Source organism: Limnobacter thiooxidans, from assembly GCF_036323495.1.
In the GTDB taxonomy this organism is placed as follows: Bacteria; Pseudomonadota; Gammaproteobacteria; order Burkholderiales; family Burkholderiaceae_B; genus Limnobacter; species Limnobacter thiooxidans.
On sequence record NZ_AP028947.1, the window covers coordinates 516,125 to 529,094 of the forward strand.

10 protein-coding genes, 1 other RNA gene and 1 pseudogene are annotated in these 12,970 nt (G+C 53.8%); all 12 read left to right on the forward strand.

The window, feature by feature from the left end; genetic code table 11:
- The first annotated feature begins 44 nt into the window (after nucleotides 1–44).
- The 12 genes and pseudogenes from RGQ30_RS02340 (at nucleotide 45) to murD (ending at nucleotide 12,969) form a co-directional block, all read left to right on the forward strand.
- Nucleotides 45–1,391, forward strand: a complete 1,347-nt coding sequence (locus tag RGQ30_RS02340) for a glycerate kinase type-2 family protein (protein ID WP_130558513.1) — start codon at nucleotides 45–47, stop codon at nucleotides 1,389–1,391.
- 62 nt (nucleotides 1,392–1,453) lie between these two features.
- Nucleotides 1,454–2,575 (forward strand): dihydroorotase, encoded by a 1,122-nt coding sequence (gene pyrC, locus RGQ30_RS02345; RefSeq protein ID WP_130558512.1) that lies wholly within the window; start codon nucleotides 1,454–1,456, stop codon nucleotides 2,573–2,575.
- A gap of 101 nt (nucleotides 2,576–2,676) precedes the next feature.
- Nucleotides 2,677–3,312, forward strand: a pseudogene (locus RGQ30_RS16130) (DUF3025 domain-containing protein); the annotation flags it as partial.
- A gap of 83 nt (nucleotides 3,313–3,395) precedes the next feature.
- Nucleotides 3,396–3,798, forward strand: an RNA gene (rnpB, locus tag RGQ30_RS02350) — RNase P RNA component class A.
- 228 nt (nucleotides 3,799–4,026) lie between these two features.
- The gene (mraZ, locus tag RGQ30_RS02355; RefSeq protein ID WP_130558511.1) at nucleotides 4,027–4,455 is read left to right on the forward strand and encodes a division/cell wall cluster transcriptional repressor MraZ; all 429 of its coding nucleotides are present in this window, start codon (nucleotides 4,027–4,029) and stop codon (nucleotides 4,453–4,455) included.
- Complete coding sequence (gene rsmH, locus RGQ30_RS02360; RefSeq protein WP_130558510.1) at nucleotides 4,455–5,429, forward strand: 16S rRNA (cytosine(1402)-N(4))-methyltransferase RsmH; 975 nt, start codon at nucleotides 4,455–4,457, stop codon at nucleotides 5,427–5,429. The genes mraZ and rsmH overlap by 1 nt, the downstream gene beginning before the upstream one ends.
- The gene (gene ftsL, locus RGQ30_RS02365; RefSeq protein WP_130558509.1) at nucleotides 5,417–5,698 is read left to right on the forward strand and encodes a cell division protein FtsL; all 282 of its coding nucleotides are present in this window, start codon (nucleotides 5,417–5,419) and stop codon (nucleotides 5,696–5,698) included. Before rsmH ends, ftsL begins: the two co-directional genes overlap by 13 nt.
- Nucleotides 5,691–7,445 carry a peptidoglycan D,D-transpeptidase FtsI family protein gene (locus RGQ30_RS02370; protein ID WP_130558508.1) on the forward strand — a complete coding sequence of 585 codons (1,755 nt, stop codon included), beginning with the start codon at nucleotides 5,691–5,693 and terminating at the stop codon, nucleotides 7,443–7,445. The genes ftsL and RGQ30_RS02370 overlap by 8 nt, the downstream gene beginning before the upstream one ends.
- A complete protein-coding gene (locus RGQ30_RS02375) occupies nucleotides 7,442–8,944 on the forward strand; it encodes a UDP-N-acetylmuramoyl-L-alanyl-D-glutamate--2,6-diaminopimelate ligase (RefSeq protein WP_130558507.1) in 1,503 nt (500 codons plus the stop codon). Before RGQ30_RS02370 ends, RGQ30_RS02375 begins: the two co-directional genes overlap by 4 nt.
- On the forward strand, nucleotides 8,932–10,326 hold the full coding sequence (locus RGQ30_RS02380) for a UDP-N-acetylmuramoyl-tripeptide--D-alanyl-D-alanine ligase (RefSeq protein WP_338284681.1): 1,395 nt from the start codon (nucleotides 8,932–8,934) through the stop codon (nucleotides 10,324–10,326). Before RGQ30_RS02375 ends, RGQ30_RS02380 begins: the two co-directional genes overlap by 13 nt.
- A complete protein-coding gene (mraY, locus tag RGQ30_RS02385) occupies nucleotides 10,316–11,470 on the forward strand; it encodes a phospho-N-acetylmuramoyl-pentapeptide-transferase (RefSeq protein WP_130558505.1) in 1,155 nt (384 codons plus the stop codon). The genes RGQ30_RS02380 and mraY overlap by 11 nt, the downstream gene beginning before the upstream one ends.
- Before the next feature lie 20 nt (nucleotides 11,471–11,490).
- Nucleotides 11,491–12,969: a UDP-N-acetylmuramoyl-L-alanine--D-glutamate ligase gene (gene murD, locus RGQ30_RS02390; RefSeq protein WP_338284682.1), complete on the forward strand. Its 1,479-nt coding sequence runs from the start codon at nucleotides 11,491–11,493 to the stop codon at nucleotides 12,967–12,969.
- The last annotated feature ends 1 nt before the right edge of the window (nucleotide 12,970 follow it).

Below are 12,970 nucleotides of genomic sequence, written 5' to 3' on the forward strand. Positions count from 1 at the left end.
AGGTAGCTTGTTGATTAATTGATATTCATTTTAAGAGACTTTTCATGTCGGAGAGGGATGATTTCTTCAAGGCGCTGCTGACGCAGGTTTTTGAGGCAGGTGTATTGGCGGCTCAACCGCAACGGGCGATTGAATCGGCTTGGCATGAGCATTTGCTGCCTTGGCTGGAACAGCTTGCACCAGAGCGTGAGCGCATTTGGGTGTTTGGCGCAGGCAAGGCCGCTGCCTCGATGGCCAAGGCGCTGGAAGATGTGGCCGGAAGTACCGAGGCGCTTCAGGGCTTTGTCGTCACCAGGCGTGGGCATGCAGTAAAAACAAATGTCATCGAGGTAGTACAGGCCGCGCATCCTGTTCCGGATGAAGATGGTCAGCGTGCTGCGCGCAGATTGTACAAGGCCATTTCAGAAGTCCCCTCCAGCGATGCTGTGATTGCGCTGGTTTCCGGTGGTGGGTCGAGTCTCTTGAGTGTGCCGGTCAAAGACATTCCCTTTGTCGATTTGCAGCAATTGAATCGCGCCTTGTTGTCTTGTGGGGCGCCCATCGACGAAATGAATATTGTCAGGAAACACGTCACACAAACACTGGGTGGTCAGTTGGCTCAGGTTTGTCGCGCGCCGGTGTTTCAGTTGCTAATCTCCGACGTGCCGGGCGATGACCCATCATCCATTGCTTCGGGGCCATTCAGTCCGGATGAAAGTACTTTTCACGATGCCGTGGAAGTGCTGCGCCGCTGGGAAGTTCAGGTTCCGCATTCCATTTCGCGTTACCTGGACAAGGGCGTGCGTGGAGGCGTGCCAGATACACCCAAGCGCAGTTCTCTGGTTTTCAGGAAAGTACGAACCCAACTGTTGGCGAGTAACTTGAAATCACTGGAAGCGGCCACTGAGTTGCTGGAGTCAAAGGGATACAGGGTTTTAAACCTCGGTGACACCTTGGAAGGCGAAGCCCGGGATGTTGCACGAGTGCACGCGGCGATTGTGCGCCAGGCGGCGACTGGGCAAGGCGGATGGCCAACCGGACCGTTGGCAATTCTTAGCGGTGGGGAGTGCACTGTCACTCTGAATGACACCCAGCTTCGACAAGCGAGAGGCGGCAGGAATTCCGAGTTTTTGCTGGCGCTTGCGTTTTACTTGCGCGACCTGAAAGCAGAGGTGGAGATCGCCGCCATGGCTGCCGATACAGATGGGATTGATGGCATTGGTGGGCATGCGGGCGCCTTGATGCTGCCTGGTGACAAACTACTTTGCAAGGCAGCCAAGTTGGCGCCGCAGTTGCACCTGGATCAACACACCAGCTATGACTATTTCAAGCAACTGGATCGTTTGCTGATGACTGGGCCGACGATGACCAACGTGAATGATTTGCGTGTGATTCTGATCGGCGAACCCTGAGAAATTGAAGCAGGACGGCTGGGTTAGAATAACGAATCTTTTTCAACTCCCTGCGTGCTGTCATGATTCAGACTATTCAAATTGCCCCCCCAGACGATTGGCACTTGCATTTGCGAGATGGAGAGGCACTTGAGCATGTGGTTGCCGCCACTGCCCTGAATTTTCGCAGAGCGATTGTAATGCCCAATTTGAAGCCCCCGGTTACTACTGTGGAGCAGGCGATTGCGTACAAAGGTCGCATTCATGCCGCTGTTGAAAAGGCTTGCGCCAGCGGCACCTATTCGCCCGAGCAGCAGGCGGTGATGGCAAAGTTCGAGCCCCTGATGGTGCTTTACCTGACTGGTGCAACCAGCCCTTCAGAAATTGAAAAGGCAGCCCTCAGTGGTGTGGTGAAGGCGGTGAAATTGTACCCGGCTGGTGCAACCACAAATTCAGACGCAGGGGTGTCTGATTTGTTGGGGCAATGTGGTGAGGTGCTCAAGGCGATGGAGGTTTGTGGTTTGCCCCTGCTGGTACACGGGGAAGTCACTGATCCGAATGTGGATGTGTTCGATCGTGAAGCGGCTTTTGTGGACAGCGTGATGAAACCCCTTCGGAAACAGTTCCCGAACCTGCGCGTGGTTTTTGAACACATCACCACCAAGCAGGCGGTTGATTTTGTAACAGAACATTCCGCGCGCGATTCGCAAGGGCGATTGTTGCTGGCTGCAACGATCACGCCCCAACATCTGCTGTACAACCGCAACGCAATTTTTAAAGGTGGATTGCAGCCGCATTGGTATTGTTTGCCTGTTCTGAAGCGGGAGGTTCATCGCCAAGCTTTGTTGAAAGCAGCCACCAGCGGATTGCCGCAGTTCTTTCTGGGCACAGACAGTGCTCCACATGCCAAGCACCTCAAGGAAATGTCGTGCGGTTGTGCGGGTTGTTATTCAGCGCCTTACGCCATGCCGATGTACGCGGAAGCTTTTGAGCAAATGGGTGCCTTGGAAGACAGCAGATTGTTTGAGCAATTCTGCAGCCTGAACGGCCCCGCGTTTTATGGTCTGCCTGTGAATGAAGGAATTTACGAGTTAAAGCGTGAGCCCATGGAAATTCCGGAGCGTTTACCCTTTGTGACGGATTCCGGCATTGTGCCGCTTCGCGCCGGCGAAACGCTGGATTGGACTGTGACTCGTTTGTCCTGAGTCGACAAATCATGACTGGCCCATTTCCCTGGCTTTGGCCCTATGGGGACGCTTCATTTTTCAGGTCCGAAACAGGATTGACTGAGGGTTGGGTGGCATTGATGTTGAATGCGTGGCGAGAAGAGGTGGTTGCACACCATCTTCCCCGATTTGTAGCCTCCTTCGAGGCTTTGGGTGCGCTGGATTACGAGCGCTGCGTGCATAAGGGCCAAATTCCAACGCGTGATCTAGGCCATGACTGGTACAACGGTTTGGTGTGGCTGCGTTTTGCCCAAGCCAAGCAGCGTATCAACGCGGCCCATATTGAAGACTCCGATCGTCAATCTGTACGGACTTCAAATGGTCGAAGCCGGCTTCGGGATGCCCTGACACTGTTTGATGAAAGCGGTGCGTTGCTGTTGACCACGAATGCAATCGTCAGAGATGCCTTGCTGGACCAGGACTGGGAAACTTTGTTTGTATACGAACGGAAGCACTGGGATCAGCGTGCCCGCCTATTGGTGTTCGGTCACGGGTTGCTGGACAGCCTTCACAACCCTCATCGCGGGTTGTGTGCGAAGGCCATTCCCGTGCTGCTGCCTTCGTTGGACGGCTTTGAGTCGAGCTTGCCAGCCTTGCTTGACTCGGTGATTGGCCAAATTCAGGATCCTGCGAATTTCAGCCCCATTCCTGTAATGGGTATTCCGGGATGGTTTGAAGAGTCGAATCAGCTTGGTTATTATAACGATCGCTCGGTTTATCGTGCCAAGCCAACACCCAAGGGTTCTTCGCCCCATGAAAGATTGGCATTTGCCTTTGATGCGTCTACACTTGCTCTCGGAAAGTGCGTTGGACAATCGCTGCCCGATTAATCGGGGGGAGGAAAGTCCGGACTCCAGTGAGCACGGTGCTGGCTAACGGCCAGGCGCTACAGGTTTTGGAAACAAAGCCGAAGGCGACGGAAAGTGCAACAGAAAACACACCGCCGATGGAAAGGAAACTTTCACAGGCAAGGGCGAACCGGAGGTGTAAGAGACCCCCGCAGCGTTGGCGACAAGGCTGGCTAGGTAAACCCCACTTGGAGCAACACCAAATAGGCGCGCAAGTGTTTCGGCACTGACGGCGCTCCCCGGGCGCGCGGGTAGGTGGCTTGAGCTGAAGAGTAATTTTCAGCCTAGAGGAATGATTGTCACCCTGGCCGAAAGGCCAAGGAACAGAATCCGGCTTACAGGCGCGCTTTCCCCATCCCCCGAAAGAATTTGACTCCCCTCTGCTTTTCTTAAGACATTACTTTCAGTGTTGTCTTTATGTCTTTATTTTTCTTCGATTTTTCTTTTTCATATTTCTCAAAAGTTACTCTAAGTCCTTGGTTGTAAAGCGTTTTCTCTCGAGAATGGCTTGACCACTTATTTCAGAATGCGTACAGTGGTGTTTCGTGGGGATTTGTGTAATTTTGTGGGGATTTAATTCGCGTGTATCAGGGTAGTTCTTCCTTGTCGATGGATGCAAAAGGGCGCATGAACGTGCCGCAAAAGCATCGAGACGCATTGCTTGCGCAATGTGAGGGAGCCTTGACGCTGACAAAACACCCCAATGGCTGTTTGCTGATGTTTCCGCGCCCTGTGTGGGAGCAACATCGCGAGAAAATCGCGGCATGGCCCATGTCTGCGCGCCCCTGGCAGCGAATTTTTCTTGGTTTTGCAACCGATGTGGAAATTGACTCGGCGGGTCGAATTCTGGTTTCCCCGGAATTGCGCGAGGCTGCCTCGCTAAGCAAAGAGGTCATGTTGTTGGGCATGGGCAGTCACTTTGAAGTTTGGGATTCCACGTTGCTGCGTGTGGAAGAGGAAAAGGCAATTGCTGCAGGCATGCCTGAAGCACTGAACGAATTCAGCTTCTAATGGCCAGCACCTTCGAACACATTCCCGTGCTTCTGCAGCCCACGGTTGATGCCCTGTTGCATCATCCTGATGGTGTCTATCTGGACTGTACCTTTGGTCGTGGCGGACACAGCCGCGCACTGTTGGCCAAGCTGTCAACAGCAGGTCGACTGATTGCCCTTGATCGTGATCCACAGGCGGTTCAAGCCATGGGCCAGATTGAAGACGCCCGGTTTCAAGGGGTGCGTTGTGCTTTTGCGGATCTGGAATCTGCCTTGGACTCATTGGGTTTGGATCAGGTAGATGGCATCTTGATGGACATTGGCGTGTCCTCCCCACAGATTGATCAAGCCGACCGGGGTTTCAGCTTTCGCAGGGACGGCCCCCTGGACATGCGAATGGATCCACAGACTGGAGAGTCTGCGGCCGATTTTCTTGCTCGGGCCGAGGCTCGGGAAATCAAAGAGGTAATAAAAAATTATGGGGAAGAACGGTTTGCTGTTCAGATTGCAGCAGCGATTGTTGCTCGCCGCGAGGAGCGGGCGATCGCTACAACACTCGACCTTGCCCAGATCGTGGCAGGGGCAGTTCGCACGAGGGAGCCGGGCCAGGACCCTGCAACGCGCACCTTTCAGGCTTTACGGATTCACGTCAACCAGGAGCTTGCGCAGCTCGAACAAGGTTTAACGGCAGCATTCAAGCGCTTGAAGGTAGGTGGTCGCCTGGCGGTCATCAGTTTTCACTCCCTTGAAGACCGCATTACCAAGCAGTTTATTGAAAAGCTGGCCAACCCTAAATCACAGCAAGATGCGCGGTTGAGGAAGTTGCCGTTGCCCGAGCCTATGCCCTTGATGAAAAAGCTGGAGCGAATCAAGCCCACGCGTGAAGAGTCAGAGTTGAACCCACGCTCGCGTTCATCCGTGCTGCGTGTGGCTGAGAAATTGGCCGAGTTGCCCGCCGCGTCTTCGGGAAAGAGGGCTGTATGGGCAGACTGAATATTTTTCTGCTGGCTTTGGTGATCTTCTGCGCAATGGTGGTGGTTGAGCAGCAACATGCTGCTCGATCCCTGTTTGTGGCGTTGGGTCAGGAGCAACAGGCTGAACACCAGATAGAGGTGGCATTCACCCGTCTTCAGTTACAACAGGTGACACTGGCCAAGGGCGAGCGTGTGGATGCGGTTGCAAGAACCGAATTGGGTATGAGTCCGCCTGCACCCGGATCGGTTGTCTTTATGCCATTGGACGGGGGCTTTCAATATGAGTAAAGCAGTCCGGTTTGGTGGTTCAGATTTGCTTGAAATGCGATTGCCTGCGTGGCGGTCGCGTTTTGTTTTGCTGTTTATCTTTCTCGCGTTCGCAGGTCTGATCGCTCGCGCTGCGTACCTCCAGATTATTTCCAATGATTTCCTGCAAGAGCAGGGAGCCAAGCGTCTTGAGCGCACTTTGCCGTTGCAGGCCAATCGCGGCAGTCTGCTGGATCGCAACAAGGTTGTTCTGGCGCAAAGTGTTCCGGCACAGGCTGTGTGGTACGACGCACGCCGAATTGGTGAGGCAAAAGACGATGAGCTGCGCAAGCTGGCGGAAATTCTTGGCTTGAAATCAGATCGCATGATCAAACAGATGCGTGCCGATAACAAACGGGCTTTTGTGTATCTGGACCGCCAGGTCGATTCAGATGTTGCACAGAAAGCAAAGGCGCTGAAAATCCCGGGACTTGGCTTTATTACTGAAAGCAAGCGCTATTACCCGCAGGGTGAAACAATGGCGCACCTTGTAGGATTCACCAGCATTGAAGACAAAGGCCAGGAGGGGGTTGAGCTGGCTTTTAACGCGCACCTGACCGGTGTGGATGGAGAGCGAAATGTGATCCGCGACCGCCTTGGCAATGTGATTGAAGACATTCGTGAACTGCGCCCCCCGGTGAATGGCCAGGATTTGGTGCTCTCTGTAGACGCAGATGTGCAGTACATCGTGCTGTCCGAATTGAAAAAAGCTGTGGAGTTCCACAAGGCCAAAGCCGCTGCCGCGGTGGTGCTGGATGCGAAAACAGGTGAGTTGCTGGCCATGGCCAACATTCCAACCTATGACCCCAACAGCCGAGGCCAGTTGCATGGCGAAAAGCTTCGCAATCGTGTTTTCACAGACATGTTTGAGCCGGGCTCAACCTTGAAGCCCTTTGGCGTTGCATTGGCGATGAACCAGGGCAAGGTGAAAGCTTCCACAAAAATAGACACGGGCAATGGACGCATGTCGATTGGCCCGGCAACCATCACTGACACCAAGCCGCATGGCGTGATGACCGTTGAGGAAATCATTCAAAAATCCAGCAACGTTGGCACTTCAAAAATTGTTCTTGAAATTGAACGCAAGGATCTTTGGGACTTTTTCAACCAGCTGGGTTTTGGGCAAACGCCATCCATCGCGTTTCCCGGTTCTGTTGCAGGTCGGGTTCGTCCCTGGAACAAATGGCGTCCCATTGAACAAGCCACCATGTCCTATGGCCATGGTATTTCAGTGTCACTGATTCAGCTCGCCCAGTCGTACACCATCTTTGCAAACAAGGGTCAGTTTGTGCCTGCTTCATTGGTCAAGCGCGGCCCACAAGACTCCGTGGTGTCTCATCAGGTGGTTAGTGCGCAGGTGGCAGACAGCATGTTGCACATGCTTGAGCTGGCATCCGGACCGGAAGGTACCGCGCCGAAGGCACAAGTTCAAGGCTACAGGGTCGCAGGTAAAACAGGAACGGCACACAAGCAGGAAGGTGGACGTTACATCAACAAGTATGTGTCGTCTTACGTGGGCTTGGCGCCGGTTTCCGATCCCAGAGTGATCGTGGCGATCATGGTTGATGAACCGAAGAGTGGTGTGTATTACGGTGGCCTGGTGGCAGCACCGATTTTTTCGGTCATTACCAAAAGTGTTCTTACCCGATTGAATGTTCAGCCCGATGCAATTGAGCCAGCCAGCCAGCTGCGCAAAATGGTTTCTGCACCCTCAGGGAGGCAGTTGTGATCAGCGCCTACCTGCACTCTGTGTCTGAAGTTCTGGCCGAATTGCATGAACGTGGTTTTTATGCGGATTGTTCAGCGTTGGTGACTGATCACCGTCGGCTTACCGGGCCAAGGGATGTGTTTCTCGCAGTGCCTGGGCACAAGTTTGATCCCCGGAATCTTGCAGACGATTTGTTGAGCAACCAGCGATGCGGTTTGGTTTTGGTGGATTACGACGACCAGCGAGCCTATCAAAGTGCAAGCGTGGTTCCCGTTATGAATCTGAAAGGCATGTTGGTCGACCTGGCCAGTGGGTATTACAAAACCGCCAGTGCCGAAATGACTGTGATCGCGGTTACCGGAACCAACGGAAAAACAACGGTCACTCGCTGGTTGGCACAGGCGCTGAATGGTTTGGGGCAGAAAGCTGCAGTGATTGGAACTTTGGGATACGGCGAGCCCGATGATCTGAAAGCTCACACAGGCTTGACCACGCCCGATGTGGTGGGTGTGCATCATCTGTTGCATGTGCTGCGTGGCCAGCAGTTTGACACGGTGTGTATTGAGGCTTCATCAATTGGTCTCGATCAGTGTCGCCTGGCCAACGTCAGGATTGATGTGGCTGTATTTACCAACCTGTCTCAGGATCACCTCGATTACCACGGCGACATGGCGGCTTATGCCCGGTCCAAGTTGATACTTGCAAACTGGCCTACCCTGCGTTTTGCCGTAGTGAACAGTGACGACCCTGTTGGAGTGCAGTTCAAGTCCGTGGTTGAGGGCAGAAAAGTAAACTGTGTGGCTGTGGGCACTGACCCGGCGGCAGCTTGTCAGATCGTTGGCGCCTCGGCCACAAACAAAGGTCAGCGAATTTGTTTGAGGTATAACGATGAACTGGCAGAAATTGAATCACCTGTGATTGGTCGGTTCAATGCAGAAAACCTGGCCTTGGTGTTCGCAACCCTAAGCCAATTGGGTCATGCACCGGAAAAGCTGTTGTCAGCCCTCGATAACGTGACACCGGCGCCTGGCCGCATGCAGCGAATTGAAGGGCAGCCCGCTGTCATTGTGGACTACGCGCACACCCCAGATGCCTTGGAAAAAACCCTGAAAGCCATTCAACCGTATGCGACTCAACTCAAAGGCAAGCTGTGGGTGGTGTTCGGTTGTGGCGGTGATCGGGATCGAGCCAAGCGCCCGATCATGGGTGCCGTGGCTTTGGCGAATTCAGACCGAGTGGTGCTGACTTCGGACAATCCTCGAAGTGAAAACGCGGAAGACATCATCAAGGAAATTCAAGTCGGCTTAGACCCGGCTTTGTGTAGTGTGGTGACAATCGAGCCAGACCGGGTTCAGGCCATCGAGTTTGCAATTGGCAATGCAGATCCTCAGGATGTTGTGCTGCTGGCTGGCAAAGGCCATGAGAATACGCAAACCATTGGGCAGCAGGTGATCCAGCATTCGGATGCTGAATGTGCCCAAGCCATGCTCGCCAAGCGAGGTGCCCCATGCTTGAGATGAATTGGGATCTGAACGAAATTGGCGACGTGTTGGTTGGCCAGTTGCTTGAGCCCGTACTGTCTGTCAGCGGCTCCGTTCGTCTGGTGCAAACTGATAGCAGGCAGGTCGCCCCAGGTGACCTGTTTGTTTGCCTGGCTGGTGAGCGTTTTGATGCACATGATTTTGCTTCAGAAGTGGTTCAGGCCGGAGCGTGTGCATTGGTTACCAACCGATTGCTCGATGTACCGGCTGCCCAGTTTGTAGTGAAAGATACACGTGTTGCTTTGGGGGCCTTGGCCAGTGCGTGGCGACATCGGTTCAACATCAAGGTGTTGGCGGTGGTGGGCAGCAATGGAAAAACCACCAGCAAGGAAATGTTGGGAAGCATTTGCAAATCACAGTTCGGTGCCGACAAGGTGTTGGTGACCGCAGGCAATTTGAATAATGACATTGGTGTGCCGCAAACCTTATTGAAGCTGCGTGATTCTCATCAGGTAGCCGTGATTGAAATGGGCATGAATCACCCAGGTGAAATCGATTACCTGGCCAGTTTGGTGAAGCCAGACGTGGTCCTTCTGACCAACGCCCAGCGTGAGCACCAAGAGTTCATGAAAACCGTGATGGCCGTGGCCCGGGAAAATGGCAGCGCGTTCTCACATTTGCCACCGGAAGGTGTAGCAGTTTTCCCAGTGTCAGAAGAATTTGAGTCGACCTGGCTTGATCAGTCAACCGGCGCAACTGCATTGCGTTTTGGTGCAGGCGCTGATTTCGAACTGCAGCCGTTAAGCCTGACGGGTGAAAAAGGCTGGGCTGTCCTGAATGCAGCAGGTAACCCAATTACGTTGCAACCGACATTTATCGGAGAACACAATTACGCGAATGCCGCAGGCGCAGCTGCCGCAGCCCATGTGGCCGGTTGCAGTGCTCAGGCCATTCAGGCTGGTCTTGAGAATTTCCAGCCAGTGAACGGGCGCTTGCAGATTGTGCTGAATATGCCTTCATTGCTGCTGATCAATGACAGTTACAACGCCAATCCGGACTCTGTCAATGCAGCCAGCAAGGTGTTGGCTGCCGAACAAGGAAACACACTGCTGGTGCTGGGCGATATGGGCGAAGTGGGCGACCAATCCGATGAATACCATGCAGAGGTCGGGCAATTTGCCAGACAGGCGGGTGTACACAGCGTATATGCCATCGGAGAGGCCACTCAACACACAGTACGTGCCTTCGGAGAGGGGGCGCATCATTTCAACACAATCGATCAATTGATAAATCAAACCATGAGTACTACAAGTCAGGGCCGTTGGTCCGTGCTGGTGAAGGGCTCACGCTTCATGAAAATGGAACGTGTTGTGCAGGCGCTGGTTCAACATTACACCGCGGAGACAAAGCATGCTTCTTGAACTCACGCAATGGCTTGCTCAGGACATTCGGGCTTTCGGTGTTTTCAACTACCTGACCCTGCGTGCGGTCATGGCCTGCGCAACAGCTTTGCTGGTGGGTTTGGTTGCGGGTCCGATGGTGATCCGGAAGTTGACTCAATACAAAATTGGCCAGTCTGTTCGTGACGATGGCCCACAAACCCATTTGGCTAAGGCGGGTACTCCAACCATGGGCGGTGCGCTGGTGCTGATCGGTATTGGTATTTCGACCTTGCTGTGGGCGGATTTGTCTAATCGGTTTGTGTGGGTGGTGATGCTGGTTACCTTTGGTTTTGGGTGGATTGGCTGGGTCGATGATTACCGCAAAGTGGTCTATCGCAACCCCAAAGGCTTGCCTGCCAAATGGAAATACTTTTGGCAAAGTGTTGTGGGTTTGATCTGTGCTTTTTACTTGGCCTTTGCTGTGTCAGCACAAAGTGGACAGGAAGTATTCGATATTTTCGTGCAGTGGATTCAAAGCGGATTTTCAATGCATCTGCCCAACAATGCAGACCTGATTGTCCCGTTTTTCAAGTCCATCAGCTACCCGCTCGGTGTGTGGGGCTTTATTGCGCTGACGTATTTCGTCATCGTAGGGACCAGTAACGCGGTCAATCTGACAGACGGGCTGGATGGTTTGGCTATCATGCCAACTGTCATGGTGGCATCAGCTTTGGCCATTTTTGCTTACGTTGCAGGCAATGCCGTGTATTCCAAGTACCTGTTGCTGCCTTTCATTCCAGGCGCTGGTGAGCTGGCGGTGTTCTGCGCAGCCATTGCGGGCGCCGGTCTCGCTTTCCTTTGGTTCAACGCTTATCCAGCCCAGGTGTTCATGGGCGATGTGGGTGCGCTGGCCTTGGGTGGTGCGCTGGGCACTGTCGCGGTGATTGTTCGCCAAGAGGTGGTGCTCTTCATCATGGGTGGCGTGTTTGTGGCTGAAACCCTGTCGGTAATGATTCAGGTTTTGTACTTCAAATACAGCGGTGGCAAACGCGTGTTTCGAATGGCGCCCCTTCACCATCATTACGAATTGAGTGGCTGGAAGGAAACCCAGGTGGTCGTGCGTTTCTGGATCATCACCATGATTTTGGTCTTGATCGGTTTGTCCACTTTGAAACTGCGTTGAAATCGAGTTAAAGCGTCTTTATGTTGAATCTGTTTCGTGATCAATCGGTGTTGCAAGTCGGGCTCGGCGAGTCTGGACTCGCCTGCGCGCGCTGGGCGTTGGCGCAGGGCGCACGCCTGACGGTCATTGACACCCGCGAAACGCCACCCGGATTGCGGGAATTGCAGGCCATTGAGCCAAACGTCCGTCTGGTGAATGCGCTTGATGGCTTGGTTTGGGATTTTCACCGAGTGGTTGTGTCGCCAGGTTTACCACCTTCGCATCCGCTGATGGTTGCCGTGCTTGAACAGGCCGGGCAACACGGCACGCTGGTTGATTCCGAACTGGATCTGTTCGCCGATGCATTGAAGGCTTTGGCTAACGACCGTGGTTACACGCCACAGGTTGTGGGTATTACCGGCACCAATGGAAAAACCACCACCACACGCATGGTGGAGTGCCTGGCCCGGTTTGCAGGAAAACATGCTGTTGCAGCAGGCAACATCAGCCCTGCAGCCATGGATGCCCTGCGCGAGCAGCTGGACAAAAATGAGTTGCCTGATTTGTGGGTCCTTGAGCTGTCGAGTTTCCAGTTGCACTGGACCAAGCGTCTTCGGTTTGATGCCTCAACTGTGTTGAACATCACGCAGGATCACCTTGACTGGCATGCGGACATGCAGGAATACGCTGGCGACAAATTCCGGATTTTCTCTGAAAACGGCGTGTGCGTGCTCAATCGCGATGATGGGCTTGTGGCGAGTGCGCCAGTGCCAATCGAATCCAGCGTGGTGACTTTTGGGGTCAGTGCGCCGGTGAAGGCCAATGATTTTGGTCTGGTGCGTGAAGGGGGCATGTTGTGGCTTGCCCAGCTGGTTGGCGATCAGGAAAGCGCGGGTACTGCGCGTCGCCGAAAGCCGGAAGAAATTGAACTGACCCAGAAGTTGCTGATGCCTACAGAGGCCTTGCAGGTGGCGGGTTTGCATAATGCAAGCAACGCACTGGCCGCGCTGGCCATTTGCCAGGGGCTAGGTCTACCAATGGCGAAACTGCTGCACGGATTACGCAGCTACCAAGGCGAACCTCATCGTGTTCAGCACATCGTGCAAATTGATGGTGTTGATTATTTTGACGACAGCAAAGGCACCAATGTGGGCGCAACGGTGGCGGCCCTGAATGGTCTGGCCAAACCCACAGTATTGATCGCAGGCGGTGATGGCAAGGGCCAGGATTTTTCTCCCCTGGTGCAGCCCGTGGCCCATTACTGCAAACATGTTGTCTTGATCGGAAAAGATGCCGATAGCTTGATCGCTGCTCTTGAACCGGCGCAAGTTCTTTGTGAAAAAGCGGACAGTCTTGAGCAGGCTGTTCAACTGGCAACACTGAAAGCCACAGCGGGCGATTGTGTGTTGTTGAGCCCGGCTTGTGCCAGCCTCGACATGTTCCGAAACTATGTGCACCGAGCTGAGGTTTTCGTGGAAGCAGTCAAGGTACATGCTGCTGACAGGGGGCAGCCATGCTAGG